The organism is Pseudomonas aeruginosa, assembly GCF_001457615.1.
In the GTDB taxonomy this organism is placed as follows: Bacteria; Pseudomonadota; Gammaproteobacteria; order Pseudomonadales; family Pseudomonadaceae; genus Pseudomonas; species Pseudomonas aeruginosa.
On the sequence record NZ_LN831024.1, the window covers coordinates 2,271,117 to 2,297,226 of the forward strand.

General features: G+C 67.1%; 26 protein-coding genes, 1 tRNA gene and 2 pseudogenes. 11 read left to right on the forward strand and 18 right to left on the reverse strand.

All coding sequences use genetic code 11. From position 1 onward, the window contains the following. Positions 1-6: 6 nt before the first annotated feature. The 5 genes from AT700_RS10525 to AT700_RS10545 all read right to left on the reverse strand — a co-directional run bounded on the left by AT700_RS10525 (position 7) and on the right by AT700_RS10545 (position 5,068). The gene (locus tag AT700_RS10525) at positions 7-1,584 is read right to left on the reverse strand and encodes a sensor domain-containing diguanylate cyclase (RefSeq protein ID WP_003119859.1); all 1,578 of its coding nucleotides are present in this window, start codon (positions 1,582-1,584) and stop codon (positions 7-9) included. Between the two features lie 9 nt (positions 1,585-1,593). Continuing rightward, positions 1,594-2,082, reverse strand: a complete 489-nt coding sequence (locus tag AT700_RS10530) for a hypothetical protein (protein ID WP_003119860.1) — start codon at positions 2,080-2,082, stop codon at positions 1,594-1,596. 86 nt (positions 2,083-2,168) lie between these two features. Next, positions 2,169-2,528 (reverse strand): Mpo1-like protein, encoded by a 360-nt coding sequence (locus AT700_RS10535; RefSeq protein WP_023116984.1) that lies wholly within the window; start codon positions 2,526-2,528, stop codon positions 2,169-2,171. A gap of 125 nt (positions 2,529-2,653) precedes the next feature. Beyond that, a complete protein-coding gene (locus AT700_RS10540) occupies positions 2,654-4,126 on the reverse strand; it encodes a methyl-accepting chemotaxis protein (protein ID WP_003110283.1) in 1,473 nt (490 codons plus the stop codon). 138 nt (positions 4,127-4,264) lie between these two features. Further along, positions 4,265-5,068: a TatD family hydrolase gene (locus AT700_RS10545; RefSeq protein ID WP_003101675.1), complete on the reverse strand. Its 804-nt coding sequence runs from the start codon at positions 5,066-5,068 to the stop codon at positions 4,265-4,267. 246 nt (positions 5,069-5,314) lie between these two features. Here AT700_RS10545 and AT700_RS10550 point away from each other — a divergent pair. Both AT700_RS10550 and AT700_RS10555 read left to right on the forward strand, forming a co-directional pair. Beyond that, positions 5,315-6,744: pseudogene (locus AT700_RS10550) on the forward strand (transglycosylase SLT domain-containing protein). A gap of 98 nt (positions 6,745-6,842) precedes the next feature. Beyond that, complete coding sequence (locus tag AT700_RS10555) at positions 6,843-7,277, forward strand: DoxX family protein (protein WP_003090958.1); 435 nt, start codon at positions 6,843-6,845, stop codon at positions 7,275-7,277. Between the two features lie 166 nt (positions 7,278-7,443). Here AT700_RS10555 and AT700_RS10560 read toward each other — a convergent pair. From AT700_RS10560 to thpR, 3 genes and pseudogenes are all read right to left on the reverse strand, one after another. Beyond that, positions 7,444-8,465 (reverse strand): annotated as a pseudogene (locus AT700_RS10560) (lipase secretion chaperone). Positions 8,466-8,514: 49 nt separating this feature from the next. Continuing rightward, the gene (gene lipA, locus AT700_RS10565) at positions 8,515-9,450 is read right to left on the reverse strand and encodes a triacylglycerol lipase (protein ID WP_048521053.1); all 936 of its coding nucleotides are present in this window, start codon (positions 9,448-9,450) and stop codon (positions 8,515-8,517) included. A 195-nt stretch (positions 9,451-9,645) separates the two neighbouring features. Continuing rightward, positions 9,646-10,194, reverse strand: a complete 549-nt coding sequence (thpR, locus tag AT700_RS10570; RefSeq protein WP_003119863.1) for an RNA 2',3'-cyclic phosphodiesterase — start codon at positions 10,192-10,194, stop codon at positions 9,646-9,648. A gap of 176 nt (positions 10,195-10,370) precedes the next feature. Between thpR and AT700_RS10575 the strand changes: the two genes are divergently transcribed. Next, a complete protein-coding gene (locus tag AT700_RS10575; RefSeq protein WP_003104187.1) occupies positions 10,371-10,688 on the forward strand; it encodes a hypothetical protein in 318 nt (105 codons plus the stop codon). 12 nt (positions 10,689-10,700) lie between these two features. On the opposite strand, the gene greB is transcribed toward AT700_RS10575, so the two are convergent. Genes greB through AT700_RS10590 form a run of 3 tightly spaced genes read right to left on the reverse strand, consistent with a single transcriptional unit; the run spans position 10,701 to position 14,443 of the window. Then, positions 10,701-11,207, reverse strand: a complete 507-nt coding sequence (gene greB / locus AT700_RS10580) for a transcription elongation factor GreB (RefSeq protein WP_003090951.1) — start codon at positions 11,205-11,207, stop codon at positions 10,701-10,703. A 51-nt stretch (positions 11,208-11,258) separates the two neighbouring features. Further along, the gene (locus AT700_RS10585) at positions 11,259-13,751 is read right to left on the reverse strand and encodes an ABC transporter permease (RefSeq protein ID WP_003122524.1); all 2,493 of its coding nucleotides are present in this window, start codon (positions 13,749-13,751) and stop codon (positions 11,259-11,261) included. Positions 13,752-13,759: 8 nt separating this feature from the next. Then, positions 13,760-14,443: an ABC transporter ATP-binding protein gene (locus AT700_RS10590; protein ID WP_003090949.1), complete on the reverse strand. Its 684-nt coding sequence runs from the start codon at positions 14,441-14,443 to the stop codon at positions 13,760-13,762. Between the two features lie 10 nt (positions 14,444-14,453). On the opposite strand from AT700_RS10590, the gene tesA reads away from it, so the two are divergent. From tesA to AT700_RS10605, 3 genes are all read left to right on the forward strand, one after another. After that, positions 14,454-15,059 carry an esterase TesA gene (gene tesA / locus AT700_RS10595; protein WP_003114753.1) on the forward strand — a complete coding sequence of 202 codons (606 nt, stop codon included), beginning with the start codon at positions 14,454-14,456 and terminating at the stop codon, positions 15,057-15,059. Positions 15,060-15,114: 55 nt separating this feature from the next. Next, on the forward strand, positions 15,115-15,393 hold the full coding sequence (locus AT700_RS10600; protein ID WP_003090947.1) for a hypothetical protein: 279 nt from the start codon (positions 15,115-15,117) through the stop codon (positions 15,391-15,393). A gap of 77 nt (positions 15,394-15,470) precedes the next feature. Next, entirely contained in the window at positions 15,471-16,442 is a 972-nt protein-coding gene (locus AT700_RS10605; protein WP_003090946.1) for a L,D-transpeptidase family protein, read from the forward strand. A gap of 123 nt (positions 16,443-16,565) precedes the next feature. On the opposite strand, the gene oprI is transcribed toward AT700_RS10605, so the two are convergent. After that, the gene (gene oprI / locus AT700_RS10610; protein WP_003090944.1) at positions 16,566-16,817 is read right to left on the reverse strand and encodes an outer membrane lipoprotei OprI; all 252 of its coding nucleotides are present in this window, start codon (positions 16,815-16,817) and stop codon (positions 16,566-16,568) included. 416 nt (positions 16,818-17,233) lie between these two features. Beyond that, a tRNA-Ser gene (locus AT700_RS10615) sits at positions 17,234-17,323 on the reverse strand. A gap of 156 nt (positions 17,324-17,479) precedes the next feature. Between AT700_RS10615 and earP the strand changes: the two genes are divergently transcribed. Both earP and efp read left to right on the forward strand, forming a co-directional pair. Then, on the forward strand, positions 17,480-18,610 hold the full coding sequence (gene earP / locus AT700_RS10620) for an elongation factor P maturation arginine rhamnosyltransferase EarP (RefSeq protein ID WP_023115251.1): 1,131 nt from the start codon (positions 17,480-17,482) through the stop codon (positions 18,608-18,610). A gap of 42 nt (positions 18,611-18,652) precedes the next feature. Further along, complete coding sequence (efp, locus tag AT700_RS10625) at positions 18,653-19,219, forward strand: elongation factor P (protein WP_003090942.1); 567 nt, start codon at positions 18,653-18,655, stop codon at positions 19,217-19,219. Between the two features lie 87 nt (positions 19,220-19,306). Here the strand turns inward: efp and ohrR (AT700_RS10630) are convergent, their stop codons facing one another. The 3 genes from ohrR (AT700_RS10630) to AT700_RS10640 all read right to left on the reverse strand — a co-directional run bounded on the left by ohrR (AT700_RS10630) (position 19,307) and on the right by AT700_RS10640 (position 21,377). Further along, the gene (gene ohrR, locus AT700_RS10630) at positions 19,307-19,735 is read right to left on the reverse strand and encodes an organic hydroperoxide resistance protein OhrR (RefSeq protein ID WP_004350710.1); all 429 of its coding nucleotides are present in this window, start codon (positions 19,733-19,735) and stop codon (positions 19,307-19,309) included. A 144-nt stretch (positions 19,736-19,879) separates the two neighbouring features. Then, positions 19,880-20,335, reverse strand: a complete 456-nt coding sequence (gene ohrR, locus AT700_RS10635; RefSeq protein ID WP_003090940.1) for a hydroperoxide stress response transcriptional regulator OhrR — start codon at positions 20,333-20,335, stop codon at positions 19,880-19,882. 85 nt (positions 20,336-20,420) lie between these two features. Next, complete coding sequence (locus AT700_RS10640; RefSeq protein WP_003104167.1) at positions 20,421-21,377, reverse strand: LysR family transcriptional regulator; 957 nt, start codon at positions 21,375-21,377, stop codon at positions 20,421-20,423. A 100-nt stretch (positions 21,378-21,477) separates the two neighbouring features. Between AT700_RS10640 and AT700_RS10645 the strand changes: the two genes are divergently transcribed. After that, positions 21,478-22,227 carry a sulfite exporter TauE/SafE family protein gene (locus AT700_RS10645; RefSeq protein ID WP_003114755.1) on the forward strand — a complete coding sequence of 250 codons (750 nt, stop codon included), beginning with the start codon at positions 21,478-21,480 and terminating at the stop codon, positions 22,225-22,227. A gap of 1 nt (position 22,228) precedes the next feature. Here AT700_RS10645 and AT700_RS10650 read toward each other — a convergent pair whose 3' ends face one another. After that, entirely contained in the window at positions 22,229-23,083 is an 855-nt protein-coding gene (locus AT700_RS10650) for a LysR substrate-binding domain-containing protein (RefSeq protein ID WP_003090936.1), read from the reverse strand. A gap of 96 nt (positions 23,084-23,179) precedes the next feature. On the opposite strand from AT700_RS10650, the gene AT700_RS10655 reads away from it, so the two are divergent. Together AT700_RS10655 and AT700_RS10660 are read left to right on the forward strand one after the other, a co-directional pair. Next, on the forward strand, positions 23,180-23,413 hold the full coding sequence (locus AT700_RS10655; protein WP_023120410.1) for a DUF1127 domain-containing protein: 234 nt from the start codon (positions 23,180-23,182) through the stop codon (positions 23,411-23,413). Between the two features lie 82 nt (positions 23,414-23,495). Then, on the forward strand, positions 23,496-24,704 hold the full coding sequence (locus AT700_RS10660; RefSeq protein ID WP_003110986.1) for a winged helix-turn-helix domain-containing protein: 1,209 nt from the start codon (positions 23,496-23,498) through the stop codon (positions 24,702-24,704). 40 nt (positions 24,705-24,744) lie between these two features. Here the strand turns inward: AT700_RS10660 and AT700_RS10665 are convergent, their stop codons facing one another. Further along, complete coding sequence (locus tag AT700_RS10665; RefSeq protein ID WP_017002095.1) at positions 24,745-26,091, reverse strand: class II 3-deoxy-7-phosphoheptulonate synthase; 1,347 nt, start codon at positions 26,089-26,091, stop codon at positions 24,745-24,747. Positions 26,092-26,110: the final 19 nt, after the last annotated feature.

Consider the following 26,110-nt stretch of genomic DNA (forward strand, 5'->3'; position numbering starts at 1 on the left):
CGCATGTCAGGCGGGCGCGTACTCGGTGCGGTTGCGCCCGCCGCTCTTGGCCTGGTAGAGCGCGCTGTCGGCGCGCACCAGCAGGCTTTCCAGGTCGTCCCCGGCGTCCCTGCGCAGGGCGACGCCGATGCTCACGGTCATCCGCAGCGGTTCGCCGTCGGGATTGTTCACCCGTAGCGCCTCGACGCCGGCGCGCAGCCGTTCGGCGACGTCCAGCGCCTGGTCCAGGCTGACCTCTGGAAGCAGCGCGGCGAATTCCTCGCCGCCCAGGCGACCGAGCAGGTCCACCTCGCGCAGGCCCTGGCGCAGGGTCTCGGCGACACGTTGCAGGGCGCGGTCGCCGGTCAGGTGGCCGTGGCTGTCGTTGATGTTCTTGAAGTGGTCGATGTCCAGCATCAGCGCCACGCAGGGGTGGCGGAAGCGTTCGGCGGCCTTGAGCATGAGTTCCGCCTGGTGCAGGAACGAGTGGCGGTTGTGCAGGCCGGTCAGGGTATCGGTGCTGGCCAGCAGGCGCAGTTCCTGCTCCATGGCCTTGCGCCGGCTGATGTCGTAGCACCAGATCAGGGTCGCCGGCTCGCCGTCGATTTCCAGGTGGCGCGCGCAGATCACCGCCCAGCAAGGCGTTTCCCCGCATAGCTGGGCTTCCCAGCCATCCACCTGGCCGCGCGCCTCCAGGGCGTTCTGCAGGCGGCTGTATTCGCTGGTGCTGGCGAACAGCCGGGGCAGGTTGAAGTCGTCCTGGGCCTGGCAACCCAGGCGCTTGAGCAGGCGTGGGCTGACGTAATGGATGCTGGCGCCGCAGGCGCTGAGCAGGACCACGTCGCTCGGGCTGGCCTCGAGGATGAAATGCAGCAGCGCCTTGCCTTCGCTGAGCTGGCGGGTGCGCTCGCCGACGCGTTTCTCCAGGGTGGCGTTAAGCTCGATCAGATGCCCGGCCAGTTGCTGTGCGCGTTTGAAGTCGGTGACCAGGCGCAGCACCAGCAGGGCACCGCCGGCACCGATCCCGAGCAGGGCCCAGAACAACGCGTAGAACGCCCGGTGCAGGCGCTTGCGGTCGACGTCCAACTGGTTGGTCAGGGCGATGTTGCTGGCGACGACGATCTGGTGGGTCGGTTCGAGCAAGGGCGGAACCTGCTGGACGATCTCCGCGGCCAGGCGGCGCGCGGCGACGGGATCGCCCCAGGGGGCCTGGTTCGACCAGCGATCGCTGAGCTCGATCAGGCGTTGCAGGGTGGCCTGTACCTCCGGACGCGGTTCGGCGAGATGCCTGAACAACGACTGGCGGCGCAGCGGCGCGATCAGGCTGGCGAGGACTTCGAGACGGATCGCCAGGTCGTCGGCTTGGCCTTCGCCGCTCTCGGTGTGCCGCGCGGCGTCCAGCGTGCGATCCAGTTCGGCGCGCAGCGAGTAGGTCTGCCACAGCTCGTTGTGCAGGTTCGGCTGGGCCAGTTGCTGGGCCTGGCGCACCGCCAGCCACAGCGCAGCCCCGGCGATCAGCGCCATGAGCAGCACCAGGCCGAGCAACAGCCCCATGATCTGGCGTTGCCGGCGCAGCTTTGTCGGATCGAGCAGCGGCACAGTCATGTCCGTTACTTACTCAAGAGTGATGGAGCTGACCTGCCAGACGGTACGGTTGTAGTAGACCTGGTTTCTCAACTCAGGATAGCGGGCCATCGGGTAGATGATGAAAAGCGGTCCGCGTTCGCGGATCGCCATGTAGGCGCCGTTGCGGCGATAGGCGAGGATGGGCTGGTAGCTGTCGAGGTCGCTGTACGGGATGATCGCCGAGTAGTCGTTCAGCGCCAGCACGCGCAGGCGCGTGGGCGGCGCCAGGTCCAGGTGGCGCAGCAACAGGCTGAGGCGCACGCCTTGCCAGCGGGCGTTGGCCTCGCCGGGGAGCTGGGCTTCCAGGGTCTCGCTGGGCAGGGCTTCGAGGTCGGACAGGGTCAGCCGTACGGGAGCGTCGCCGGACCGCTGCAGGGTGACGATCGGACGTCCGCCCAGCGGCACGGGCTCCGCGGCCTGGGCAAGAGGCAGCCCCAGGCAACAGAGAAAGACGATTAATTGACGCGTTGACGGCATGTTGTCGGTCCACGACAGGATTCCGTCGATTATATCGGCAGCGTCGCGCTAAAACTGAAGGGCTGTGCAAAATCCCGGACGAACTGTCACTTATGCCGTTCGCGCCAAGCCCGCCACCAGGTGCCGCTGAGGACGAAGCGGGGGAAGGTGACGAACTGCTCGACGAGCAGGCGACTGACAGCGTCGCGCCGATCGCTGAATGGCTCGGGTGCCTGTTCCTCCAGCGCGTGTCCCTTGGCCTGGATCGCCAGGCCGGCGCCGATGCCGATGACACCGAGCACCACCTGCAGCAGGTCCAGGCCGAACAGGCCGCCGAGCAGCAGGATCGCAGCGACGATGAACAGCGGCACGGCGATCAGGTGCAGGACCAGGTTGGTCGGGTTGCGGTGGTTGGCGGCATAGCCGCGCCATTGCCAGGCGAGCAGGTTGGGATGACGTTTGCCCATGTTCTCGGTACTCCGTGACGGCGACCCGCGGGGCGGATCCTTGCATGTCGTCGAGTCTAGGCGGGGTGCGGCAGCGCGGCGAATGATTCCTGCCTATCCGGGCGATAGGCAGGTGCGCCTGCGGATCAGAGGCGTAGCTGGCCGATGGCGCGGGTCAGATCGCCCGCCAGGTCGACCAGTTGCTGACTGGTGGCCGCCGACTCGACGGTCTGCTGCACGGTGAGTTCGGTGACGTCGCGGATGCCCACCACCGAACGGGTCATCTCTTCCGCGACCTGGCTCTGCTGTTCCGCGGCGACGGCGATCTGCGTGTTGCTTTCACGCATCTGCGCCACCGCGTTGGCGATCGCCGCCAGCGCCTCGCCGGCGTCGCCGGCCTGGCTGACGCAACCGTCGGCCTTGAGCGAGCTTTCCTGCATGAACTCCACGGCGTCGCGGGTACCCGACTGCAGGGCGAGGATCATCTGGGTGATCTCGTCGGTGGAGTCCTGCACGCGACGGGCGAGGTTGCGCACCTCATCGGCCACCACGGCGAAGCCGCGGCCCATTTCCCCGGCCCGCGCGGCCTCGATGGCGGCGTTGAGGGCAAGCAGGTTGGTCTGTTCGGCGATGCCGTGGATCACGTTGACCACGCCGCTGATCTTCTGGCTGTCCTCGGCCAGCTTCTGGATCATCTCGGCGGTGTCCTGGACGCCCTGGGACAACCCGGCGATCGACGCGCTGACCCGGCTCACCGCCTGCTGGCCGGCGCCGGCCAGGCGGTCGGCTTCCTGCGACTGGTCACGGGTGTCGGCGGCGTGCTGGGCGATATGGAAGACCGTGGTGGACATCTCGTTGATCGCGGTGGCGGTCTGGTCGGTCTCGCTCTGCTGGCCGAGCATGCCCTGGCGTACCTGGCCCATGCTGCGGGCCAGCGCCTGGGCGCCTTCGTCGAGCTTGGTAGCGGCCGCGGCGACGGTGCCGACGATGCGCTGGTAGCCGGCCTGCATGGCGTTGAAGGCACTGGCCATCTGGCCGACTTCGTCGCGTCCCTGCAGCGGTACGCGAGCGGACAGGTCGCCGCTCTTCTCGACGTGCAGCATCACGTCCTTGAGGGTATGCAGGTGGGTGAGGATGAAGCGGATCAGCAGTTGCGAGGCCGCCAGCAGCGCCAGCATCAGCACCAGCACGGCGACGGCGTAGGCGCCGGCCCGGTCGGCGAAGACCTGCCACAGGTCGCTGGCCGGGGCGAGCACGGCGAAGCGCTGGCCGGAGCCGGTCTGGCCGACCCAGGCGCCGAGCAGCGGGGTATCGCCCTGGCGCGCGCCGGACAACTCGATCCAACCCTGCCCCTTGCCCAGCGCCTGGGCAGCGGTGCCGCCCAGGCTCGCGGCCTGTTCCAGCGGCAGCAGGTTGCTGCGGGCGGGTAGGGCGCTGCCGGCTGGCCAGCTCTGAACCAGCTCGCCCTCGGCGGCGGCGGCGCGCTGGGCGGAAGCGTTGCGCCCGGCGGCTTCCTGCTGCATGGCGAACAACACCAGCAGCAGGGTGGTGAAGAAGGCCACCGCGTTGACGGCCCAGAACTTGTATTTCAGTGGAATGTCGCTGATCCAGGTGCCCATAGGGGGATTTCTTCTTATCGGCAAGATAATGGCAAGGCGCCATTATCTTGAAAGCTGAGTAAGGGGCAATCGTTGATGCGGGTCAACGAGACCGTTCGTCAGCTTAGCGGCCGATCCGCCGGGAGCTTGAGGGCGATCTCAGTCGATCGTCGGCAGGCCGAAGAACGCCCGCGCCGCGGCGCTGGTGTGAGCGGCCAGGCGCTCCGCGCTCTCGCCGCGATGGCGGGCCACGCAGTCGAGCACCTCGACCAGGTAGGCCGGCTCGTTGCGCCCGTTCTTCGGCTTCGGCCGCAGGCTGCGCGGCAGCAGGTAGGGCGCGTCGCTTTCCAGCATGAGACGGCCGACCGGGATCTCGCCTACCAGATCATGCAGGTGGGTGCCGCGGCGCTCGTCGTTGATCCAGCCGGTGATGCCGATGTGCAGGTCGAGGTCGAGGTAGCCATACAGCGCCCGGCGCTCGCCGGTGAAACAATGTACGACGGCGGCCGGCAGGCGATCGCGGAAGTCGCGCAGGATCGCCAGCAGGCGCTCGCTGGCGTCGCGTTCGTGGAGGAACACCGGACGCTGTAGCTCGACGGCCAGTGCCAGTTGTTCCTCGAGGGCCTTTTCCTGGGCCGGACGGGGAGAGAAGTCGCGATTGAAGTCGAGGCCGCATTCGCCCACCGCGCGTACCCGCGGGTCGTCGAACAGGGCGCGCAGGCCGCGAGCGGTGTCGGCGTTCCAGTGGCTGGCCTCGTGGGGGTGGACGCCGGCGGTGGTAAACAGCCGGCCGCCCTCGTCGAGTTCGCCGCAGAGCTGCAGCGCCTGTTCGCTGTCGGCCAGGCTGGTGCCGGTGATGACCATCTGCACCACCCCGGCGGCGCGCGCGCGGGCGAGCAGTGCTTCACGTTCCGGGGCGAAGCTGGCGTGGGTCAGATTGACGCCGATATCGATGAGTTGCATGGTGCCTTCCTGGAATTCGCAGCGAGGCGGCGCCCCCTCGATCGCGCCGGACCCGCCGGGAGATGGGTGGCAAACCGCTTGTAGAACAATCCGTTATAATCGCAGATCGGGTTCTTCGGCGCCCGGATTATCTACCCAATGCCTCCGTTTGCAGCCGCTGTCGGAGAGGAACTTGCCAAGACTGCCATGCTCTGATTGATCCGGTCCCCCGGAGAGGGACATCGAGCCTGGCCTCTGGAGACCTGGATGACGCGTCTGTTGCTGCTTTCGCTTTGCCTGCTGGTGCTCGCACCCTTGCCGGCGGCTGCGCGCATCACCGGCCAGCCGGACAACTGGCACAGGGAACAGCCGGAGACCCGCGACCTGGCGAGCATCCGCCGCGCTGGCGTGCTCAAGGTGCTGGTCAACCAGAGCCGCAACAGCTCGGGCGAGGTGAAGGGCGAGCCGATCGGCGTCGAGTACCGTCGCCTGCGCGCCTTCGAGCAATACCTCAACAGCCGTTCGCCGTCCGCGCGGAACCTCACCCTCAAGCTCATACCCAAGCCCAAGGACCAGTTGCTTGCCGCCCTGCAGCGTGGCGAAGGCGACCTGGTCGCCCCCGGCGAACTGCTGCCGGCGCACGACGGCCTGCAGGTCAGCCCGAGCGCGCCGGTGCGCGCCGATGTGCCGCTGGTGCTGGTGGCGCGCAAGGGCAACCGGCGCTACACGCGCCTGGAGCAGTTGTCCGGGCGGACCATCCCGCTGCCGGCCGGCAGCGCCGCCGAGAGCGCCATCGAACTGGTCAACCAGCGCCTGGCGCAACGCCGCATGGCACCGATCCGGATCGAAAAGCTGGACGCTTCCCTGGCCGTCGAGGATGTGATGGAAATGGTCCAGGCAGGCATCCTCGGCTTCACCGTGGTCGAGCAGCCCATCGCCGAACGCTGGGCCAAGGTGCTGCCGAAGCTGCGCGTCGACCGCCACCTGGTGCTGGACAATCGCGCCGACATGGCCTGGTACGTGCGCCGCGATGCCAGCACCCTGCGCGCGACCATCGACCGCTTCCTCGCCGACTACCGCGCGCCGGCCGACCAGGACGTGGCTTTCCAGCGCGTCTACCGGCGCGCCTACAAGGTCCGCAACCCCCTCGGCGCGGCGGACCGCAAGCGCCTGGAAGCGGTCCGTCCACTGCTGCAGCGCTACGCGCGGCAGAGCAGCATGGACTGGCTGGCGCTGGCGGCGGTGGCCTACAAGGAGTCGCATCTGAACCCGAAGGCGCGCGGTTCCGGCGGCGCCAGCGGGCTGATGCAGATCACCCCGGCGGCGGCGCGCAGCGTCGGGGTCGGCAACGTGCACGACAAGGACAGCAACGTGCTGGCCGCCAGTCGCTACCTGACCAAGATCCGCAAGCAATTCTTCTCCAGCAAGCACCTCGACGAACGCGAGCGCCTGGCGTTCACCCTGGCGGCCTACAACATGGGCCCGGAGCGGGTACAGAACCTGCGCACCCAGGCGCGTCGCCGGGGCTCGATCCGAATCGCTGGTTCTTCCAGGTCGAGCGGGTGGCTGCGGAAGAGATAGGCATGGGTGTGGTGAGTTATGTCAGCAGCGTCAACAAGTACTACCTTGCATATGAGCGCGAACGGGTTCGCCTGGAGCCCGGGGTGCGTGCGAAGACGGCGACGGCTCAAAAATAATCTATAAATTCGATATTGATAACGCGTTTTTTACGGTTTTAATATCGAATTATCTTGCCTATAGTGTGCCCATCTTATCCCACACCTGAGGACGCACCATGAATCCACTGATCAAGACCATCCTGTCGACCAACGCCGGTGCCGGCCTGGCCATCCTGCGTATCGTCACCGGTCTTACCCTGATGTCCCACGGTTCGCAAAAGCTCTTCGGCATGTTCGGCGGCGCCGGCCTGAACGGCATGGCGCAGTGGTTCGAATCCATCGGCCTGACCCCTGGCTACCTGCTGGCGACCCTGGCCGGCAGCGCCGAGTTCTTCGGCGGCCTGGCGCTGGTGATCGGCCTGCTGGTGCGTCCGGCGTCGGTGGTGGTGGGCTTCACCATGATCGTGGCGATCTTCAGCGTGCACATCGGCAATGGCTTCTTCATCACCGACAACGGCTATGAATATGCCCTGACCCTGCTGATGATCAGCGTGGCGCTGCTGATCGATGGCGCCGGCAAGTTCTCGCTGGACGGCAAGCTGTCCCGCTGAACCGGGCTGGCGACGAAAAAGGGCGGACACCTTCGGGTGGCCGCCCTTTTTCGTTGCGGCGCGCAGCACAGGTTTCCGCCTCGCCGGCCACGCCAGGGCTGCACCCCTGAGGGTAGCGTTATCCGCCGAAGCGCCCTTCGCCGCGTTCTCGGCGTTTCCGTGCCGGTCAGCGCTGCTCGGCCTGGCGCATCTGTTCCAGCGCGCCCAGGCGCAAGCGTTCCTGTTCGCTGAAGCGCTCCTCGGCCAGGCGTTCGACCGCCGCGCGGCGGTCGGCTTCGCTCAGCCCGGCATTGCCTTCGATCCGGCTCTTCTCGGCGAAATAGTCGTCCAGCCGGCCCTTCCAGGCCGAGCGTTGCCGATCGAGTTGCTCCAGGCGGGTGGTGGCTTCGGCGCCCACCAGTTGCTGACGCATCTGGCGGATGGCTTCCGGGCCGGCGCCAGCGGCCTGGAGGGCGGCGGTCTGCTGCTGCAGTTCGCTTTGCAGTTGCGGCAGCACGCTTTCCTGCTGGTCTTCCGGCAGGCTGGCGCGCAGGCGGTCGATGGCGGCGGCCTTTTCCTCGGTGCTGAGCTTGCCATCCTGGCGGATCGCCAGGCGCTCCAGGGTGAACTGGTTGTAGGTTTCCTCGTCGGCGAAGAACGCCACGTGCGCTTCGTTGCTGAAGATCCGCGCGCGCAGGGCTTTCACCGCGGCTTCCCGCTGGCGCAGGGCGTCGAGGTCGGCCAGGCGCGGCAGGTCGCGTTCGAGCAGCACCAGTTCCTTCTTGTAGTCGATGTATTGCTGCATCAGCGCCAACGCCTGGCCGCGCGCCGGCTCCTGGAGTTCGGCGGCGATGTAGGCGCGCAGGCGGTCCAGGCTTTGCTGCAGGGGCTCTTCGCCGACGGCGCTGAGGAAGTAGTCGAACAGGTTGCGGATGTCGCGGGTGATCAGCAGGTTGCCGCTGGCGTCGACACTGAAACTGCCATCGACGCTGGTGCCCCTGAAGGAGGTTGGCAGCGGCGCGACCTTGGCCGGCATGACCTGGGGGGCCGGCACCGCTTCTCCCGCGGAGGCTGCTGGCGGGGCGCGGTCTGCGCCCGCCTGCGGGCTGGCCGGGGCGCCGTCTCGGGGGCGGGGGAAGGTTCCAGCCAGACGAACCAGGCCAGGCTGGCGGCGAACGCCAGTGGAATCAGCAGGAGGATTTTCTTCACGCGAGGGGGCTTCCGGGAAAGGGCCGGGGCCGAGGCCCCGGCCGGGGTCCTACAGGCTGGCGTTCTTCAGGCGGTTGGCGTGCTGGCGGTAGACGCTGACCGGGCTGGTCTCGAACAGGCTGGTGAGGCCGAAGACCTGGTTCACCTCGTCCAGGTGGTTCATCCGGTAGTTGTCGCGGATCACCATGCCCAGGTGCGAACTGCAGGTGCCGACCAGGCCGTCGTTGGCGGTGCCGTTCTTGAAGGTCAGCGACGAGGCGCCGAGGAAGGCGTCGCTCGGATCGAGGAAGTTGGTCAGCGGCGAGGAACCGCTCCAGGAGTAATAGCTCACGCCGTTGACCTTGTAGGCGCCCTCGCCGCAGGCCGAGGTGGGGACGCCATGCGGGTACTTGGCGTTGAAGCGCGCGGCCCCCTCGCTGTTCAGCGACTCCAGCGAGCCCAGTGAATTCTGCGTACCGGTGCTGCCGCTGGAAAGGAAGCTGATCAGCGCGCCGAGGCTGTTGACCAGCCCGGAGAGGATTGCCTCGCCGGCCGAACCCGGTGGGATCTGGCGCAGGAAGTCGGCGGTGTCCGAACCCTTGTGCGGGGCGCCGACGCTGGTGGCGGAAGCGATCAGGTCGGGACGTACGGCGGCGACGTAGCGGATGGTCGGCCCGCCGTGGCTGTGGCCGATCAGGTTGACCTTGGGCTGGCCGCTGAGGGCGACGATTTCCTCCACCTGTTGCAGCAACTGCTCGCCGCGGACTTCCGAGGTGTCCAACTGGCTGACTTCGGTGACGTAGACCTGGGCACCGTCACGGCGCAAGGCGCTGGGAATGCCGAACCAGTAGTCGACCCCGAGGATGTTGTCGAAGCCGAGCATGCCGTGGGCCAGCACGATGGGGTATTTGGTCTGGGTGTAGGTGCTGGCCTGGATCAGAGGGCTGGCAGCGAGAGAGGCGAGGCCGATGGCCAGGCCGAGGGGGAGCAGAGACTTCTTCTTCATGTTGTTCTCATCTCAGGTTGATGGGGCCGAGGGGCGCGTCCTGCCAGCCATCGCCCGAATCCTTCCGGGAGAACCGCTTCGCTGTCCCTTGCGCAGGAACCGTGCCAGCTTCGGCTTTTTTCCTCCAGGCCAGGAAATCCGCGGCTTCCTGGCGGCCGGTCATAACCTGCGTGGCAGAGCGGAAGAGGCGGGTTGTTACGGCGCGAAACGCTCGTTTGAATCTTCCCCGCACAACGCCCAGCGACCGAGTGTGCGGTAGCGCACGCCCGCGGCGTCGTTTTGCGAGCAAAACAGGCTGAAATGGTCGACCTGCCATACGAAGGTTGGGGGTGGCGGGGCGTCCTCCAGCGGCGCGGCATCGCGAGCCAGGGTCAGATGGGCGCTGAATGAGCGGGTTTCCACGGGCAGCTCCAGTTCGGCAAGGCCGGAGCGCAGGGCGCGGCGCAGGCGCAGGAGGGCGCCGGGCGGTTGGCTGGGGGCCAGCAGCAGGATGCCGTTTCTCCAGCGCAGCAGGCGGTCGAGATACAGGTCGAAGGGCGCGGCCTCGATGGCCGCGGCCATGTCCAGCAGGGCCTCGAGCCGAGCGGACGGGACCTGCCCGAGGAAGGCCAGGGTCAGGTGCAGGTTCGCCGTCGCCACCTGGCGTCCGGGCAGTGGCCGGTCATCGCGCCACCGGCCGATCCGCTCGGCGAGGGGAGGTGGGCAGGGCAGGGCGAAGAACAGGCGAAGAAAGCGATCGGGCATGGGCGCCTCCGCGTGTTTCTTGACAGTCTCCATGCGGCTTTTCTAGGATGCGCGTGCGCCGATTTAAACAGCAACTTGCGGGGCGCCCGGCAGCAGCCGAAATACCGCTAAAGCGCTGGCTCGGTGTTGCCTCTCACCGCTGTCCAGCGGGACCGAAGAGGCGGAGACATGACGTCATGACCTGTCCCAGCACGCAATTGCGCCTGGCACCCATCACCACCGGCCTGGTCCGGCGGAACCCGAGGATTCTCCTCAGCGGCCCGCACCAGCCGACCCTCGTCCGTTACCTCGAAGGCTGGCCGAAGCGCTGGAACGGTTCGCGTACCTTCCTTATCCAGTTCGCCCAGGACGGCAAGGACCTGGCGCGCTTCCCCAGCGACGCGTTCGACTTCGCCGTGGTCCAGGCCCCCGAGGCGGAAGACCTGGACCTGGTGGTCCGGCAACTGATCCGGGTCGCCCGCCAGGGCCTGATCACCCGCCGCATCCTGCGCTGAGCGCGTGGCCTCTCAGGGCGCCGGCGGATACTCGATCTCGACGACGAACCAGAGCTTTTCCCCGGCCGGGGTGCGCACCAGCACCTCGGCGTCCAGCTCCTTGCCGACCAGTGCGCGGGCGAGCGGCGAGTCGATGCTGATCTGGTTGTTGCGCAGGTCCAGTTCGTCGGGGCCGACGATGCGATAGCGGGCCTGCTCGCCGTCTTCGTCTTCCAGGGTCACCCAGGCGCCGAAGTACACCCGGTTCGGATCCGCCGGCCGCTCGCCGACCACTTTCAGGTTCTCCAGGCGCTTGCGCAGGAAGCGCACGCGGCTGTCGATCTCGCGCAGCATCTTCTTGCCGTAGATGTATTCGGCGTTTTCCGAGCGATCGCCGAGGGCGGCGGCTTCGCTGACCGCCTGGGTCACCTGGGGTCGGCGCACGTGCCAGAGTTCATGCAGCTCTGCGCGTAACCGCGCGGCGCCCTCCGGAGTGATCAGCGGGGTGCCGGCGGTGCGCGGTGGACGATAGCGACTCATGGTTCGGGTGGTTCCACAAATGAACGGATGAAAGCCTGCCAGTGTATCCGATCAGCCCTCGCGCAGGACCCGCAGCGGGCTGCTGTTGAGGGCGCGACGGGTACCCAGCAGGCCGGCGCCGCCTACCAGCACGGCGCCTACCAGAGGCAGCGCGAGCAACCAGGGGTGCGCTTGCCACGGCAGGTCGAAGACCAGTCGGTAGAGCAGCAGGCTGACCGCCTCGCAGCCGAGCGCCGCGAGCAGGCCGCTGACTGCGCCGAGCAGGGCGAACTCGACCCGCCGGGTACGTTGCAGCAACTCGCGCTCGGCACCCAGCGCGCGCAGCAGGGCACCCTGGCGCACGCGCTCGTCGAGGGTCGCCTGGAGACCGGCGAAGAGCACCACGAAGCCCGCCGCGAGAACGAACACCAGCACGTACTCCACGGCCAGGGTGACCTGGTCGAGGATGCTCCGCAGCTGGCTCAGCAGGGCGTCTACCGGCAGCAGGGTGACGGTGGGGAAGGCTCGGGCCAGTTCGATCAGGTCGCGTTCCTGGCTGGCCGGCAGGTAGAAGCTGGTCAGGTAGGTCACCGGCAGGTCGGTCAGGGTGCCGGGCTGGAAGACCATGAAGAAGTTCGGCTGGAAATTGTCCCACTTCACCTTGCGCAGGCTCTGGACCTGGACCTCGCGATTCTGCCCGGCGACGCTGAAGGTGAGCCGGTCGCCGACCTGGATACGCAGGTTGGCGGCCAGCTTCTCTTCCACCGACACGCCCGGCAGGGCCCCCGGCTGCGGCGCGCTCCACCAGCGTCCGGCGGTGAGCTGGTTGCCGGAGGGCAGTCGCTCTGACCAGGTCAGGCCGAGGTCGCGCTGCAGGGCACGCTCGCTGCGCACGTCTTCGTCGAGCGCCTGGACCGGCTTGCCGTTCACCGCTACCAGGCGCCCGGGAACCATGGGGAACAGCGGCTCGGCGCCGGGGGAGAGCTTTTGCACGCGACGTTCGAAGGCGTCCTTTTCCGTCGGCAGGATGTTCAGGGCGAAATGGTTGGGGGCGTCCGGCGGCAACTGGGCCTGCCAGGTATCCAGCAGTTCGCCGCGAAGCAGGGCGATCAGGGCCATGGCCAGCAGGATCAGGCCGAAGGCCAGGCTCTGTCCGGCGGCGGCCAGCGGGTGCCGCAACAACTGGCCGAGTCCCAGCCGCCATGGCAGGCTGGCACGCGCCAGTGCCCGGCGCAGGCCGTTCAGGCCGAGCAGCAGGAGGGCGCCGAGCACCAGCGTGGCGACCAGGCCGCCGCCGAGCAGGGCGAGGGTCAGCTTCAGGTCGAGACTCAACCGCCACATGATCAGGCCCAGGGCGAGCAGGGCGCAGGCGTAGGCCATCCAGGTGCGCATCGGCACCGGCAGCAGGTCGCTGCGCAGGACCCGCAACGGCGGTACCCGGCCCAGGGCTGCCAGCGGCGGCAGGGCGAAGCCGGCCAGTGCTACCAGGCCGGTGGCGATCCCGGCGAAGGCGGGGAACAGGCCGCCGGCTGGTACGTCCGGCGGCAGCAGCGTGGCGAGCAGGCGGAACAGGCCGAGCTGCGCCAACCAGCCGAGCAGGGCGCCGATGGCGCTGGCGAGCAGGCCCAGCAGCAATAGTTGCAGCGCGTAGAGGAGCAGGGTTTCGCTGCGCGACAGACCGAGGCAGCGCAGCAGCGCGCTGGCGTCGTAGCGCCGTGCGGCGAAACGGGCGGCGGACAGCGCCACGGCGACGCCGGCGAGCAGCACCGCGGCCAGGCTGGCCAGGTTCAGGTAGCGCTCGGCACGGCCGAGGGCATCGCCCACCTGGCGGTTGCCGTCGCGGGCATCCTGCAGGCGCTGGTTGGCGGCGAGGCTGCCCTTGACCTGCTGGCGATAGGCCTGGAGGGCTTCCGGCGGGCCTTCCCACAGATCGCGGTAGCGCACCCGGCTGCCCGGCTGGACCACCCCGGTGGCATCGAGGTCGGCCAGGCTCATCATGGCGCGGGGCGTCAGGCTGTAGAAGTCGCCGGCGCGGTCCGGCTCGTAGGTGAGGATGCGCGCGATGCGCAGCGGCTTGCGGCCGATCTCGATGCTGTCGCCGACCTTCAGGTCGAGGCTGACCAGCAGGCGCGATTCGACCCATACCTCGCCCGCCTGCGGACGACCGCCGGCCTGCTCGGCGGCGAACGGCGCGGCAGCGCTCTTGAGCTGCCCGCGCAGGGGGTAGCGGTCGCCGACCGCCTTGATGCTGCTGAGCTGGATGCCCTGGTCGGTGGCGATCACGCTGGAAAACTCGACGCTGTCGGCGTGGCGCAGGCCCAGACGGGTGCCGCGTTCGATCTGTTCGGCGCTTGCCGGCTGGGTACCGTTGAGCACCAGGTCGGCGCCGAGGAACTCGGCGGCGCGGGCGAGCATGGCGCCGTTCAGGCGGGCACTGAAATAGCCGATGGCGGTGCTCGAGGCGACCGCGATCAGCAGGGCGAAGAACAGCACGCGCAGCTCGCCGCTGCGCGACTCGCGGAACAATTGGCGACCGGCGAGGCTCAGCAGGCGGGAGAGGGGCACCGGCTTCATCAGGGTTCGACCCGGTCGATCAGGCGTCCGCTTTCCAGACGGATCAGGCGCCGGCAGCGATGCGCCAGACGCTCGTCGTGGGTAACCAGGACCAGGGTGGTACCGCGTTCGCGGTTGAGTTCGAAGAGCAGGTCGCTGATCCGCTCGCCGGTGGCGCTGTCGAGGTTGCCGGTGGGTTCGTCGGCGAACAGCACGTCCGGCTCCGCCGCGAAGGCACGGGCAATGGCGACCCGCTGCTGCTCGCCGCCGGAGAGCTGGCGCGGATAGTGGCCCAGGCGTTGGCCGAGGCCGACTCGCTCGAGCAGTTCTCTGGCGCGCTGGCGAGCGTCGGCGCGGCCTTCCAGCTCCAGGGGCAGCATCACGTTCTCCAGCGCATCGAGGCTGTCGAGCAACTGGAACGACTGGAACACGAAGCCTACATGGGCCGCGCGGACGCGCGCACGCTGGTCCTCGTCGAGGTCGCCGAGGGCGTGCCCGGCGAGACGGACCTCGCCGCCGCTGGGCTGGTCGAGCCCGGCGAGCAGGCCGAGCAGGGTCGACTTGCCGGAGCCGGAACTGCCGACGATCGCCAGGCTGTCGCCGCGGGCGAGGTCGAGGGAGAGGTCGTGGAGGATGGTCAACTTGCCTTCCGCGCTACCGACAACCTTGCTAAGGTTCTGCGCGTTGAGAATGCTGGCGCTCATGGAGGTTCCGATGCGTGCATTGCTGTTGAGCGGCTGCCTGGCCCTGGTCCTGCTGACCCAGCAGGCCGCGGCGCAGACGCTGTTGGTCGTGGGCGATAGTATCAGCGCCGCTTTGGGACTGGATACCAGCCAGGGCTGGGTCGCCCTGTTGCAGAAGCGCCTCGCCGACGAAGGTTACGACTACCGGGTGGTGAACGCCTCGATCAGCGGCGACACCTCCGCGGGCGGCCTGGCGCGCCTGCCGGCGCTGCTTGCCGAGGAGAAGCCGGCGCTGGTGGTGATCGAGCTGGGAGGCAACGACGGGCTGCGCGGAATGGCGCCGGCGCAATTGCAACAGAATCTTGCCAGCATGGCGCAAAAGGCCCGGGCGGAAGGGGCGAAGGTGCTGCTGCTGGGTATCCAGTTGCCGCCGAACTACGGCCCGCGCTACATCGAGGCCTTTTCCAGGGTCTACGGCGCGGTCGCGGCGCAGGAAAAGACCGCCCTGGTGCCGTTTTTCCTCGAAGGGGTCGGCGGGGTCCAGGGGATGATGCAGGCGGATGGCATCCATCCGGCGCTCGCCGCCCAGCCGAGGCTCCTGGAAAATGTCTGGCCGACGCTGAAACCGCTGCTTTGAGACTTCCCCGGGAAACCGCTTTCGGCTAAGGTTGCGCACCCCTCAGGAGCCCCCCATGCCGCGTCCCGCCTGGACCCTCTACGCCTATCAACTGATCGAGCCCGACGATCAGCTGGACCTGTTCGCCTGTCGCGAGGTCCGGGTGCATGTGGTGGCGCGTCAGCTGGAGCTGGATACCCCGGCGGACCGCACGCTTTGCGGCAAGCTGCTGCCGGCACAGCCGCGCTGGCAGCCGCTGGAACGGGCGCGTCTGCGCGACCGGCTGCTGTGTCCCGATTGCCGGAAACAACTGGAGGCGGAAAAGCGCGGGGAGCGCCTGTCCTGGTTGGTCTGAGCCCTCCCGGTGAAACCTGGCGGGGTGTTACACTGTCTTTCCTACTCCCTCATCGCACTCGCCAAGGATTCTCCGGAATGTTGTCGCGCGTACCCGTTGTCTCACTGTCTTTCGCCGCGCTGCTTTCGGCCGGCTCCGCATCGGCCCTGGAACTGCAGCTCCCGCCTCCGGGCGAGGACGTTGTCGGCCAGGTCCAGGTGATCAAGGCCAAGTACGAGGACACTTTCGCCGACCTCGGCGAGCAGTACAACCTGGGCTACAGCGAAATGGTCGCCGCCAACCCCGGCGTCGATCCCTGGCTGCCGGGCGTCGGCACCGAGGTGATCATCCCGACCCGCTTCGTGCTGCCGCCTGGCCCGCGCGAAGGCGTGGTGATCAACCTGGCCGAGTACCGCCTGTACTACTACCCGAAAGGGCAGAACGTGGTGCACACCTATCCGCTGGGCATCGGCCGCGAGGGCTGGGGTTCGCCGATCGCGAACACCCGCATCACCGCCAAGACCAAGGACCCGGCCTGGTATCCGCCGGCCTCGATCCGCGCCGAGCACGCCGCCGATGGCGATCCGCTGCCGACCGTGGTGCCGCCGGGCCCGGACAATCCGCTGGGACCGTACAAGCTGACCCTGGGTGTGCCGGGCTACCTGATCCATGGTTCGAACAAGAAGTTCGGCATCGGCACCCGCACCAGCCATGGCTGCTTCCGCATGTACAACGCCGACGTGACCCACCTGTTCTCGATGATCAGCGTCGGCACCAGCGTGCGTATCATCAACGAGCCCTACAAGTTCGGCGTGAGCAACGGCAAGGTCTACCTGGAGGCGCATACGCCGCTGAACGACCATGGCGACCCGTCGGTGGTGGATAAGCACACCGCGGTGATCAATACCCTGCTCAAGCGCGACGACCTGGCCAAGCGTATCCAGTTGAACTGGGACGTGGTCCGCGAAGTGGTGGCCTCGGAGGATGGCGTGCCGGTGGAAATCGCCCAGGAATCGGCGCCGGCGATGACCGCGACGGTGGATAGCGATCCTACCCAGCTTACGCCCTGACGGAGAGCGTCGAGGCAGAGGCCCGCGTACCCGCAAGGGACGCGGGTTTTTTCATGCCCGGCGAAACGCAGGCATAAAAAAACCGGCCCCGAGGGACCGGTTTTCAACAGGTCGTGAGACCTATTACTTGCGGCTGGCTTTTTCCAGCATGCGCAGGGCACGCTCGTTAGCCTCGTCAGCGGTCTGCTGAGCTTTCTGAGCAGCGCCCAGAGCTTCGTCAGCCTTGCGATAGGCTTCGTCAGCGCGAGCCTGAGCACGAGCAGCTGCGTCTTCGGTAGCGGTCAGACGAGCTTCGGTTTCTTTGGAGTGGCTGCTGCAACCGGTGGCCAGAACAGCAGCCAGAGCCAGAGCAGAGAATTTCAGAACGTTGTTCATCGTGTTCCCCTTAAGGTGGACATTTCCATAACAGCAATCTCCCCAGCCGGGGAAATTAGCCGGCTACATACTACCCATTACTTGTAGTAAGTAAACTGACCAAGCGCAAGCCGAGCAACTTTTTTTTTAGTCCCCCCGACTTTAGCAGTAGTTGGAGTGTCGTTTGTTCAAAAAATATCCAGCGTGCGGCGCAAGTAAGCAATTTCCCGGACCTTGGGTAGAGTTGCTGCAAGAGGCGGGGGATGAGGGCTGCCGGGTTGTCGAGAATGTTCCGCCGGAGTGGCTGGCGCTTATCGACTTGGCGGGGAGTGGCAAGTAACAACTAAGTTGCCAGCATGTTGCCGGAAATGCCGTAAGTATTGGTGCGGAAATGAAAAAGGCCCGGCTAACTTGATTAGCCGGGCCTTCTTGCGATCTGGCGGTGAGGGAGGGATTCGAACCCTCGATACGGTTTCCCGTATACACACTTTCCAGGCGTGCTCCTTCAACCACTCGGACACCTCACCAGGTTCTCGACAGCGCCGTGTCTGTCGAGGCGCGCAATTTACTCGAACATTTCCCGCTTGGCAAATATTTTTTTAACTTTTTCATCGGCTTAGGTCGTCGGAGGAAAGTCCGCGGGGTGCCTTGGTAGACTGCCGGGCACGAATGAGGAGAGGCGGATGGCGAGCTGGGACATTTTCTGTAGCGTGGTCGACAACTATGGCGACATCGGCGTCACCTGGCGCCTGGCTCGCCAACTGGCCGCCGAGCACGGTCAGGCGGTGCGCCTGTGGGTGGACGAGCCGCAGGCCTTCGCCCGGATCTGTCCGCGGGCGGACCCGGCGGCGCACGTGCAGAGCCTGGATGGGGTCGAAGTGCGTGCCTGGGGCCGGCCGTGGGCACCGGTGGCGGCCGCCGACGTGGTGATCGAGGCCTTCGCCTGCGAACTGCCGGAGGCGCACCGGCAGGCCATGCGCGAGCGCGAGCGGCCGTCCCTGTGGCTGAACCTGGAGTACCTGAGTGCCGAGGAATGGATCGGCAGTTGCCACGCATTGCCGTCGCTGCAGGCGTGCGGGCTTTCCAAGTACTTCTTCTTTCCCGGGTTCCGCGAGCCCAGTGGCGGCCTGTTGCGCGAGGCCGGCCTGCTGGAACGTCGGCGCCGTTTCCAGGCCTCTGCCTCGGCGCAGGATGAGTTTCTCGCCTCCCTCGGCGTGCGACGGAAGGTTGGCGAGCGACTGATTTCGCTGTTTGCCTACGAAAACCCGGCGCTGCCTGGCTGGCTGGAACAACTGCGCGACGCCCGCCAGCCGAGCCTGCTGCTGGTGCCGGAGGGGCGGGTGCTGGCGGATGTCGCCGATTGGCTGCGGGTGGCTACGCTGGCCGTCGGGGACGTCCACGTGCGCGACGCGTTGCGGGTCCAGGTGCTGCCGTTCATGGCGCAGGACGACTACGATCGCCTGTTGTGGTGCTGCGACCTGAACGCGGTGCGCGGCGAGGACTCCTTCGTTCGCGCGCAGTGGGCGGGACGGCCGCTGCTCTGGCACATCTATAGACAGGAAGAGGAGGCGCACCTGGCGAAGCTCGAGGCATTCCTCGAACTCTATTGCGCCGGCCTGCCCGCCGACCTGGCGGAAAACCTGCGCACCTTCTGGCTGGCGTGGAACGTTGGCGGTGGACTTGCCGGGGCCTGGGAGGGGCTGGAGAGGCAACTGCCCGAGTGGCGTAGGGAAGCGCAGCGCTGGGCCGACGAACAGGGCATGCGTCCGGATCTTGCGGCAAGGCTGGTGCAATTTTACGCAGATTGGCTATGATACGCGGCCTGATTTTTTGTCTTTCATCCATCGGATATTCGTATGAAAACCGCTCAAGAGTTCCGCGCCGGCCAGGTTGCCAACATCAATGGCGCTCCCTGGGTCATCCAGAAGGCCGAGTTCAACAAGTCCGGCCGTAACGCTGCCGTCGTCAAGATGAAGCTGAAGAACCTGCTGACCGGCGCCGGTACCGAGACCGTGTTCAAGGCCGACGACAAGCTGGAGCCGATCATCCTCGATCGCAAGGAAGTGACCTACTCCTACTTCGCCGACCCGCTGTACGTCTTCATGGACAGCGAGTTCAACCAGTACGAGATCGAGAAAGACGATCTGGAAGGCGTGCTGACCTTCATCGAAGACGGCATGACCGACATCTGCGAAGCCGTGTTCTACAACGACAAGGTGATCTCGGTAGAGCTGCCGACCACCATCGTTCGCCAGATCGCCTACACCGAGCCGGCCGTCCGCGGCGACACCTCGGGCAAGGTGATGAAGACCGCGCGCCTGAACAACGGCGCCGAGCTGCAGGTTTCCGCGTTCTGCGAAATCGGCGACTCGATCGAGATCGATACCCGCACCGGCGAGTACAAGTCCCGCGTCAAGGCCTGATCCTTTCGTGCGACGAGAAAAAGCCCGGCATTCGCCGGGCTTTTTCGTTTCCGCTGTCCGCCGCCGCGGCGCGGAGAGTCGGAAGCTTCAGACCGACACGTTCAGGCGTACGTCGATATTGCCGCGGGTAGCGTTGGAGTAGGGGCAGACCTGGTGGGCGGCGGCTACCAGCGCTTCGGCGGCTTCGCGCTCCAGGCCCGGCAGGCTGATGTGCAGTTCGACCTCCAGGCCGAAGCCGCCGGGAATCTGGCCGATGCCGACCTTGCCGGTTATCGAGGCGTCGGCGGGAAGGGTCTGCTTGCGCTGGCCGGCAACGAACTTCAGGGCTCCGATGAAGCAGGCGGAGTAGCCGGCGGCGAACAGTTGTTCCGGGTTGGTGGCCGCGCCGCCCTGGCCGCCCAGTTCGCGCGGAGTGCTGAGTTTCACGTCGAGCACGCCGTCCGAGGATACCGCACGGCCGTCACGGCCTCCGGTGGCGGTTGCGGTTGCGGTGTAGAGAGCCTTGATGGTTTGCATGAGGGTCACCTGTCTGATTTGTACGTTAAGTTCTTGCGCGCTAAGTAAGTGCGTGAAGTGAAATTTATCGTCATGTTATTTTGTGCGCAAGATAGATCGTTGGAAGATTTGGCGATAAAAACCAGACAGGTAGGTATAAGCCCCTCAATCCGGTGCTTGCAGGTTGCCGCGCAGGGCCAGCAGCTCATCCTTTAGGGCGACCAGTTGTGGCAAGTCGAGGCCGGTACTCTCCAGGATGCAGGCGGGAATGCTCTCGGCCTGTCGCTGCAGGGCGCGGCCCTTGTCGGTCAGGCGCAGCAGGACTACCCGCTCGTCTTCGCTGCTGCGAGTGCGGGTAATCAGACCTTCGCCCTCCAGGCGCTTGAGCAGAGGCGTGAGCGATCCCGGGTCGGTAAGCATGCGTGCGCTGATTTCGCCCACGGTCAGGCCGTCGCGTTCCCACAGCACCAGCATGGCGATGTACTGCGGATAGGTGAGGCCGAGCGCTTGCAGCAGGGGCTTGTAGACCTTGGTCATCTGCAGCGAGGTGGAATACAGGGCGAAGCACAGCTGGTTGTCCAGCTTGAGCTGCTCGCAAGGGGTGGTGGGCAGTCGGGACATGGCTGTCTTCCAAGTAAGTAGGGCACTGTGCATGAATTTAGCGTAGTGGCTATTGGCTTTCCAGGTTTCCCGCCGGGTGGTGTCCTCAGCGCTCGCCGAGACGCTGCTGCAGGGCCTGGTCCCAGGGCGGCGGAAAGCCGAAGCGCTCGCGGAGGAAAGCCAGCAGCAGACGGGTTCGCGAACTGGCTTCGCGTTCCAGGCGCAGGGCATAGATGCAGGTGGGCTCGGCGGCGGGCAAGCCGTCGTCGCAGAACAGCGCCTGCAGTTCGCCGCGCAGCAGGTACTCGCTGCACAACCAGGTCGGCAGGTGGGCGATGCCGAGGCCGGCCAGCGCCGCGTCGACCATCGCTTCGGCGTTATTGGTGGCCAGCCGCGCCCGTTTCGGCCGCAGGTGCTGGAGCTTGCCGTCGTGCTGGAAGCGCCAGGCATAGGGTGGCGACAGGTTGTCCCAATCGATGCCGGCATGCTCCGGCAGTTCGCCTGGGGATGCGGGAACGCCGTGTTCGCGCAGGTATTCCGGGCTGGCGCAGACCACCCGCACCATCGGCGCCAGCGAGGTGGCCACCAGGCGGCTGTCGGGTAGCGGGCCGGCGCGCAACACCAGGTCGACCTCGCCGAGATGTTCGCCCTGCAGGTCGATGAAGCTGCCGATCAGGCGCAATTGCACGTCGAGGCCGGGGTTGGCCTTGAGGAAGTCGGCGACCGCCGGGGCCAGGTGGCGGCGGCCGAAGGGCACCGGGGCATCGATACGGATCAGGCCCTGCGGCGCGGTGCTCAGGGACACCGCTTCGGCACGGGCCAGGCGCAGTTCGGTGACGATCCGCCGGGCGCGGTCGGCGAAGGCCAGGCCGGCCGGAGTAGCGCGCACCGCATGGGTGGTGCGCACCAGCAGAGTGCTGCCGACGGCGCGTTCCAGGGCGTCCATCCGGCGCGCCACGGCGGACGGGGTGAGCGGGTGCTTGCGCGCAGCGGCGGAGAAGCTGCCGCCATCGAGGACATCGAGGTAGAGAACGAACTGTTCGCTGAGGGTATCGGGCAACATGCTCATGCCTTTGCGTAATTGGCATAGCCATTGTGCTTTCTTGTGCGTTTCCCATCCAGCCACGCTTGCCTAGCATGGAGGCGTCGAAAGAGGGGCTGACATGCTGGATGTATTTCTCGATTTCCTGCTGGGGATGGTGCTCGGTTGCCTGGGCGGTCTGTTCGGGATAGGCGGCGGCTTGCTGGCGATCCCGGCGCTGGGGGTGATCTTCGGTCTCGACCAGCAACTGGCGCAGGGTACCGCGCTGGTGATGGTGGTACCGAACGTGGTGCTGGCGTTGTGGCGCTACCACCAGCGCAACCGCATCGATCCGCGCCAGGCCGGAGTCCTTGCCCTGACCGGCCTGCTTTGCGCGTTCCTGGCGTCCAGCGTGGCCGCGCGGATCGATGCGGCGCGGATGCGCGAAGCGTTCGTGATCTTCCTCCTGGCGCTGGCCGGCTACATGTTCTGGCGCCTGTTCCGGCGCCCGCCGCAGGGCGGCGCGACGCCGCGCTACGGTTTGCCCTGGATGGGCGTGCTGGGCCTTGGCGCGGGCTCGCTCGGCGGGCTTTTCGGGGTCGGTGGCGGGGTGCTGGCGACACCGGTGCTGACTTCGGTGTTCGGCCTCGCCCAGGTCGTCGCCCAGGGCCTCGCGCTGGCCCTGGCCGCGCCGAGCACGGCGGTGGCGCTGGGGACCTACGCCATGCACGGCCATGTCGACTGGCGGATGGGGATCCCCCTGGCGCTGGGCGGCCTGCTGAGCATTTCCTGGGGCGTGAGGCTGGCCCACGCCTTGCCCGAGCGCAGCCTGCGCATGGCCTTCTGCGCCTTCCTCGCATTGTGCGCGGTGCTCCTGCTGGTGCGCGGTTGAGTCAGAGACGGAAGCCCTCGCCGATGTATTCGGCGAGCTTCTCGGTGACCGGTGACTGGCTGTGCGGGTTGCGCATCAGCATGATGCTGGCCGAGGGCAGGGCGGGCAGGCCCTCGCTCTCGTCGAGGATGCGCAGGTTGCCGGTGAGCAGGCTGCGCAGTTGCACGGTCACGGCGAGGCCGGCGCTGACCACCGCGAACAGCGCCGACAGGCTGGGGCTGCTGTAGGCGATGCGGTAGTCCAGTTCCGCCGCCTCCAGGGCGTTGCAGGCCCAGGCCCGGCAAAAGCAGGTGGTGTTGAACATGGCCAGCGGGATCGGCCGCTGGTCGTGGGGGCAGAAGCCCTCGGCGGCCATCCAGACGAAGGGCTCCTGGCGCAGCAACTGGCCGATCTCGGTGCCCGGCTCGCGGGTGACGATGGACAGGTCGAGGTCGTTGCGCGCCAGCAGGTTGAGCGAGGTGTCGCAATGCACCTCGACCTGCACCAGCGGATAGGCTTCGGCGAAGCGCGACAGGATCGCCGGGAGGAAGCGCATCACGTAGTCGTCCGGGGTGCCGATGCGCACCGAACCGACCATGTGCGGGCGGCGCAGGGTGTTGAACACCTCGCCGTGCAGCTTGAGGATCCGCCGGGCATAGCCGAGCAGCACCTGGCCTTCGGCGGTGAGGCGGGTCTGCCTTCCGTCGCGCTCGAACAGCGAGCGCTGCAGGACGTCCTCCTCGAGCCGCTTCATCTGCATGCTGACCGCCGACTGGGTGCGATTCACCGCCTCCGCGGCGCGGGTGAAACCACCGTGCTCGGCGATGGCGACGAAGGTGCGGAGCAATTCCGTATCAATGCCGGGCTGGTAGCTCATTCATCAATCTCCAAGATGCATTGCATAAGAATGATTCGTTGGATTGATCCTATGCCTGGCGGGACACTGTGCCTATCCCGAACGGAGGGCAAGACGATGAAAGGTCAACAGGATTATTTCGGCAGTCGCTTCCACGCTGCATCCCATCCCGCCTCGACCGCTGCGCCGTCGTTGTGGCGTCGCTGGCGGCGCTGGTTGCAGTTGGCCCGCGAGCGCCGGGAACTGCTGAGGATGAGCGACGAAGCGCTGAAGGACCTCGGCCTGAGTCGGGCGGATATCTTCCAGGAGGGCGAGCGGCATTTCTGGGACGACCCGCTGCGTCGGCATTGAGCGAACCGCAGCGGCGCGCCAGGCTGGCACGGCGGCGGAGGCGCGATAGACTCGCAGTCTCCTTCATCGACTGGGGCGCTCCATGAGTCTTTCGCTTTCCCTCGCCGAAGCCCGCCGCCTGGCCCTGGCCGCGCAGGGCTTCGACGGCCGGCGGACGCGCCGCAGCGTGCAGCGGCGGCATCTGCGCGAAATGCTCGCGCGCCTTGGCCTGTTGCAGATCGATTCGGTGAATGCGCTGGTGCGCTCGCACTACCTGCCGCTGTTTTCCCGTCTCGGTCCCTACTCCATGACGCTGCTCGACGAGGCGGCCTGGAGTGTCGGCCGTCACCGCCAGTTGTTCGAATACTGGGGGCACGAGGCCTCGCTGCTGCCGCTGGAACACTACCCGTTGATGCGCTGGCGGATGCGCCAGGCCGCCGACGGCCAGGGCATCTACCAGCAACTGGCACGTTTCGGCCGGGAACAGCAGCCACTGATCCGCCAGGTGTTGCAGGCGGTGCGCGAGCAAGGTGCGCTAGGTGCCGGCAGCCTGAGCACGCGGCAGGAGCGGGCCGGTCCCTGGTGGGACTGGAGCGCGGAAAAGCATGCGCTGGAATGGCTGTTCGCCGCCGGCGAGCTGACGGTGGCCGGACGGCGCGGCTTCGAGCGGCTCTATGACCTGCCGGAGCGGGTGTTTCCCGCGGAATTGCTGGCGCGCCCCGAGCTTTCGGAGGCACAGGCCCAGCGCGAGCTGTTGCGGATGGCGGCGAGCGCCCTGGGCGTGGCCACCGAAAAGGACCTGCGCGACTACTATCGGCTGAGCCCGGCGCAGAGCCGCGCGCGCCTCGCCGAACTGGTGGAGGCTGGCGAGCTGCTGCCGGTCCGGGTCGAGGGCTGGAGCCAGCCGGCCTACTGCCCCGGCGAACCGCAGGTGCCGCGGCGGCTAGGCGCCAGTGCCTTGCTCTCGCCCTTCGACTCGTTGGTCTGGGAGCGGGCGCGGGCCGAGCGCCTGTTCGATTTCCGCTATCGCCTGGAGATCTACACGCCGAAGGAAAAACGCGTGTACGGCTACTACGTGCTGCCATTCCTGTACAACGGCCGTCTGGTCGGCCGCGTCGACCTCCGCGCCGAGCGGGCGCGCGAGCGCCTGGCGGTGCATGCGTTGCATGCCGAGGCGAACGGCATGGACGATGCCGCCCTGCACGAGCTGGCCGAGCAACTGCGCAGCATGGCCGCCTGGCTGGGCCTGGCGACGGTGGCGATCGAGGGGCGCGGGGAGTTGGCGGTACGCTTGCGCGGGGTGCTGCTCTAGCGAGCGCTCCCGCCGGGCGGCGGGAGCGGCCGCGGCGCGCTCAGCGGCGCACCTGCTTCAGGGTTTCGGCGATCAGGAAGGCCAGCTCCAGCGACTGGTCGGCGTTCAGCCGCGGGTCGCAGTGGGTGTGGTAGCGGTCGCTGAGGCCGTCTTCGGTGATCGGTCGCGAACCGCCGATGCACTCGGTGACGTTCTGCCCGGTCATCTCGATGTGGATGCCGCCGGCGTAGCTGCCTTCGGCCTGGTGCACCTCGAAGAACTGGCGGACTTCGGCGAGCACGCGGGCGAAGTCGCGGGTCTTGTAGCCGCTGGAGGCCTTGATGGTATTGCCGTGCATAGGATCGGAACTCCACAGCACCTGGCGGCCCTCGCGCTGGATGGCCTGGATCAGGCGCGGCAGGTGGTCGCCGACCTTGTCGGCACCCATCCGCACGATCAGGTTGAGGCGGCCCGGATCGTTGTCCGGGTTGAGAATATCGATCAGGCGGATCAGCTCCTCGCTGTCCATGCTCGGCCCGACCTTGACCCCGATCGGATTGCCCACGCCGCGCAGCATCTCGACATGAGCGCCGTCGATCTGGCGGGTGCGGTCGCCGATCCAGAGCATGTGCGCCGAGCAGTCGTAGCACTCGCCGGTCAGGCTGTCGCGGCGGGTCAGGGCTTCCTCGTAGTTCAGCAGGAGCGCTTCGTGGGCGGTGAAGAAGCTGGTTTCGCGGAGCTGCGGCGCACTGTCCAGGCCGCAGGCGCGCATGAAGGCGAGGGTCTCGTCGATGCGGTCGGCGAGTTGCTGGTAGCGCTCGGCCAGCGCCGAGTTGGCGATGAAATCGAGGTTCCAGCGGTGCACCTGGTGCAGGTCGGCGAAGCCGCCCTGGGCGAAGGCGCGCAACAGGTTGAGGCTGGCGGTGGACTGGTGGTAGGCCTGCAACAGGCGCTCCGGGTCCGGCACGCGGCTCTTCTCGTCGAAGCCGATGCCGTTGACGATGTCGCCGCGATAGGCGGGCAGGGTCACGCCGTTCTGCGTTTCGTCGCCGGAGGAGCGCGGCTTGGCGAACTGGCCGGCCATGCGCCCGACCTTCACTACCGGGCAGCCGGCGGCGAAGGTCATTACCACCGCCATCTGCAACAGTACCTTGAAGGTATCGCGGATCTTCGCCGCGGAAAATTCGGCGAAGCTTTCCGCGCAATCCCCGCCCTGGAGCAAGAAGGCGCGTCCGGCGGTGACTTCGGCGAACTGCCGGCGCAGCTCGCGAGCCTCGCCGGCGAAGACCAGCGGCGGGTATCCGGCGAGGGTCTGCTCGACCCTGGCCAGGTGCGCGGCATCGGGGTACTCGGGTTGTTGCTGGATCGGCTTGGCCCTCCAGCTCTCGGGGCTCCAGGACTGGCTCATCTACGACTCTTGGCAATGC

Coding starts and splice junctions, on each gene's coding strand:
- greB (WP_003090951.1), bottom strand. CDS start 11,207: ATGAGTCGCTATCGTCCACCGCGCACCGCCGGCACCCCGCTGATCACT.
- AT700_RS10545 (WP_003101675.1), bottom strand. CDS start 5,068: ATGCAACTCATCGATATCGGCGTCAATCTGACCCACGCCAGCTTCGCC.
- AT700_RS10600 (WP_003090947.1), top strand. CDS start 15,115: ATGCCGCGTCCCGCCTGGACCCTCTACGCCTATCAACTGATCGAGCCC.
- ohrR (WP_003090940.1), bottom strand. CDS start 20,335: ATGTCCCGACTGCCCACCACCCCTTGCGAGCAGCTCAAGCTGGACAAC.
- AT700_RS10555 (WP_003090958.1), top strand. CDS start 6,843: ATGAATCCACTGATCAAGACCATCCTGTCGACCAACGCCGGTGCCGGC.
- AT700_RS10650 (WP_003090936.1), bottom strand. CDS start 23,083: ATGAGCTACCAGCCCGGCATTGATACGGAATTGCTCCGCACCTTCGTC.
- lipA (WP_048521053.1), bottom strand. CDS start 9,450: ATGAAGAAGAAGTCTCTGCTCCCCCTCGGCCTGGCCATCGGCCTCGCC.
- tesA (WP_003114753.1), top strand. CDS start 14,454: ATGCGTGCATTGCTGTTGAGCGGCTGCCTGGCCCTGGTCCTGCTGACC.
- AT700_RS10590 (WP_003090949.1), bottom strand. CDS start 14,443: ATGAGCGCCAGCATTCTCAACGCGCAGAACCTTAGCAAGGTTGTCGGT.
- AT700_RS10645 (WP_003114755.1), top strand. CDS start 21,478: ATGCTGGATGTATTTCTCGATTTCCTGCTGGGGATGGTGCTCGGTTGC.
- ohrR (WP_004350710.1), bottom strand. CDS start 19,735: ATGCAAACCATCAAGGCTCTCTACACCGCAACCGCAACCGCCACCGGA.
- AT700_RS10530 (WP_003119860.1), bottom strand. CDS start 2,082: ATGCCGTCAACGCGTCAATTAATCGTCTTTCTCTGTTGCCTGGGGCTG.
- earP (WP_023115251.1), top strand. CDS start 17,480: ATGGCGAGCTGGGACATTTTCTGTAGCGTGGTCGACAACTATGGCGAC.
- AT700_RS10640 (WP_003104167.1), bottom strand. CDS start 21,377: ATGTTGCCCGATACCCTCAGCGAACAGTTCGTTCTCTACCTCGATGTC.
- efp (WP_003090942.1), top strand. CDS start 18,653: ATGAAAACCGCTCAAGAGTTCCGCGCCGGCCAGGTTGCCAACATCAAT.
- AT700_RS10660 (WP_003110986.1), top strand. CDS start 23,496: ATGAGTCTTTCGCTTTCCCTCGCCGAAGCCCGCCGCCTGGCCCTGGCC.
- AT700_RS10575 (WP_003104187.1), top strand. CDS start 10,371: ATGACCTGTCCCAGCACGCAATTGCGCCTGGCACCCATCACCACCGGC.
- oprI (WP_003090944.1), bottom strand. CDS start 16,817: ATGAACAACGTTCTGAAATTCTCTGCTCTGGCTCTGGCTGCTGTTCTG.
- AT700_RS10605 (WP_003090946.1), top strand. CDS start 15,471: ATGTTGTCGCGCGTACCCGTTGTCTCACTGTCTTTCGCCGCGCTGCTT.
- AT700_RS10540 (WP_003110283.1), bottom strand. CDS start 4,126: ATGGGCACCTGGATCAGCGACATTCCACTGAAATACAAGTTCTGGGCC.
- AT700_RS10655 (WP_023120410.1), top strand. CDS start 23,180: ATGAAAGGTCAACAGGATTATTTCGGCAGTCGCTTCCACGCTGCATCC.
- thpR (WP_003119863.1), bottom strand. CDS start 10,194: ATGCCCGATCGCTTTCTTCGCCTGTTCTTCGCCCTGCCCTGCCCACCT.
- AT700_RS10525 (WP_003119859.1), bottom strand. CDS start 1,584: ATGACTGTGCCGCTGCTCGATCCGACAAAGCTGCGCCGGCAACGCCAG.
- AT700_RS10535 (WP_023116984.1), bottom strand. CDS start 2,528: ATGGGCAAACGTCATCCCAACCTGCTCGCCTGGCAATGGCGCGGCTAT.
- AT700_RS10665 (WP_017002095.1), bottom strand. CDS start 26,091: ATGAGCCAGTCCTGGAGCCCCGAGAGCTGGAGGGCCAAGCCGATCCAG.